General features: G+C 72.2%; 2 protein-coding genes and 1 pseudogene. All 3 read left to right on the top strand.

The window, feature by feature from the left end:
• The first annotated feature begins 489 nt into the window (after nt 1-489).
• Nucleotides 490-678, top strand: a complete 189-nt coding sequence (locus tag AB1578_23635; GenBank protein MEW6490890.1) for a hypothetical protein — start codon at nt 490-492, stop codon at nt 676-678.
• Nucleotides 679-733: 55 nt separating this feature from the next.
• Nucleotides 734-1300 (top strand): annotated as a pseudogene (locus tag AB1578_23630) (DsbA family protein).
• A complete protein-coding gene (locus AB1578_23625) occupies nt 1297-1821 on the top strand; it encodes a superoxide dismutase family protein (GenBank protein ID MEW6490889.1) in 525 nt (174 codons plus the stop codon). The pseudogene AB1578_23630 and the gene AB1578_23625 overlap by 4 nt, the downstream one beginning before the upstream one ends.
• Nucleotides 1822-1929: the final 108 nt, after the last annotated feature.

Below are 1929 nucleotides of genomic sequence, written 5' to 3'. Positions count from 1 at the left end.
CGATCCACCACCCGGGTGGCAAGCAGGGTCCGGGAGCCCTTGCGCTCCGCCCCGCAATCCGCGATGTTCGGAGGCCGCGTAGCCGAGGGAGCCGGCGCGCCGAACCTCACCGCTTTCGGCCTCGCTGCCGCGGTTCGGTCGAGGCGGTACGGGGCTGCGCTCCACGGACTCCCGGACCCCGCCCAAAAAATTTGGTGGTGGATTCTGGTGGACGGGTGGACCCTGGCGGCACCCGGACTACCGGCACGGCAGGAGCCTGTCCGGCTGGAACGGGATCTGATCTTCCGGGTTGCCTGCCGGTTCGACCTTCCTCTGTGTGCGGCCCCATCGATCCGTCCGCCCCGCCTTGGCCACTCGCCGCAGCGGCACGTCACTGCCTCGGGGCCCCGCGGATCGCTCCTGGACCCGGCGCCCGCGAGGTTTGACCGCCCGCGGCGGCGGGGGTAGGTTCCTCGGGGTGCGGCGGCATCGCGGCGAGAGGAGGTTTCCGTGCACAAGACCCTCTTTGAGATCGAGCTCAGCACCGACCCCGCCGACCCCGTTTTGTACCTGGACCAGCGGCTCCCCTTCCAGGAGCACTCCCAGCGCATCCGGATCCACGCCGACCAGATCGACACCCTGATCGGGTGGCTCCGGGAGGCGAAGGACATGCTCACCGCACGGCGGGAAGCGGGGTAGGGCCATGGACGAGGTGCTGGAGGTCTTCTACGACTTCGTCTGACCCTGGTGCTACTTCGACACCGTGGGTGTCGCTGTGCTCCAGGCGGAGACCGGGGTGGCGGTGCGGTGGACGGGGTTTCCCCTCCACCCGGAGACGCCTCCTGACGGAACGACCCTGGAAGAGCTGTTTGCCGGGAGGGGGATCGACGTGGAAACTGTGCTCGCCCGCCTGCGCCGGGTGGCCGCAGAGGTGGGCGTGCCCCTGGGGGACCGGCGGCGCACCTACAACAGTCGCCGCGCCCAGGAGCTGGCGCGGTGGGCCCAGTCCCGGGGCTTCGGCGACGCCTTCCGGGAGCGTGCATTCCGGGCCTACTTTGCCGAAGGGAGAAACCTGTGGCTCCCCGAGGAGCTCGCCCGGATCGCCGAAGCGGCGGGCCTCCCCGGGCTGGAGGCGCTGGATGCCCTGGCGGACCCGCGTTGGGCGCAGGAGGTGGACGCGGACTGGGCCCGGGCGCGGCGTCTGGAGGTGAACGCCGTGCCTACCCACGTCTTCGGGGGCCGAGTCGCCGCGGGCTTCTTGCCCCACGACGACCTGGTCCGGTTCGTCGGGGGTGCCGGAAAAGAAAGGAGAAGGGAATGAGGCGCGCGAGTTGGTTCTGGCTGGTGTCCCTGTGGGGCGCTCTGGCGTGGCCGGCGGCGGGTCTGGGAGCTCCCTCCGCCGTGGGAGAGCTCGTGGGGCTCGACGGCAAAGCGGTCGGCACGGTGGAAGCCCGCGAGGGGCCGGGCGGGTTGCTGATTGCGGTCACCGCCGCGGGGCTTCCGCCGGGAGCTCACGGGTTCCACCTCCATGCGGTGGGGGAGTGCGTGCCGCCCTTTTCCTCTGCAGGAGGCCACTTCAGCCCCACGGGGAGGAAGCACGGGCTTCTGAGCTCCGAAGGCCCTCACCTGGGGGATCTCCCCAACGTGCACGTGGCCCCCGACGGAACGCTCCGGGTAGAGACCTTCGCCCCCGGGGTGATCCTCGAGGGGGGTCCTCACGCCCTCCTCGACGCCGACGGCGCCTCGGTGGTGCTCCACGAAGGGCCCGACGACCACCGCACGGACCCCGCGGGGGGTGCCGGGGCCCGCATCGCCTGCGCCGTGCTCCGGAGGGGGCCGTGAGCGGGACGGTACCCGGCGGGGAAGGCCAGGGCGCCTCCTGCGAGCTGGTACCCGAGGCCCCCGGGGCCCCGGAGGCCGCGCCGTCCGCACCGCCGGTCGTGCAGCGGC

It is taken from the genome of Thermodesulfobacteriota bacterium (assembly GCA_040756475.1).
Taxonomy (GTDB): Bacteria; Desulfobacterota; Deferrisomatia; order Deferrisomatales; family JACRMM01; genus JBFLZB01.
This window is presented reverse-complemented; position numbering and strand designations above follow the sequence as displayed.

Coding starts and splice junctions, on each gene's coding strand:
- AB1578_23625 (MEW6490889.1), top strand. CDS start 1,297: ATGAGGCGCGCGAGTTGGTTCTGGCTGGTGTCCCTGTGGGGCGCTCTG.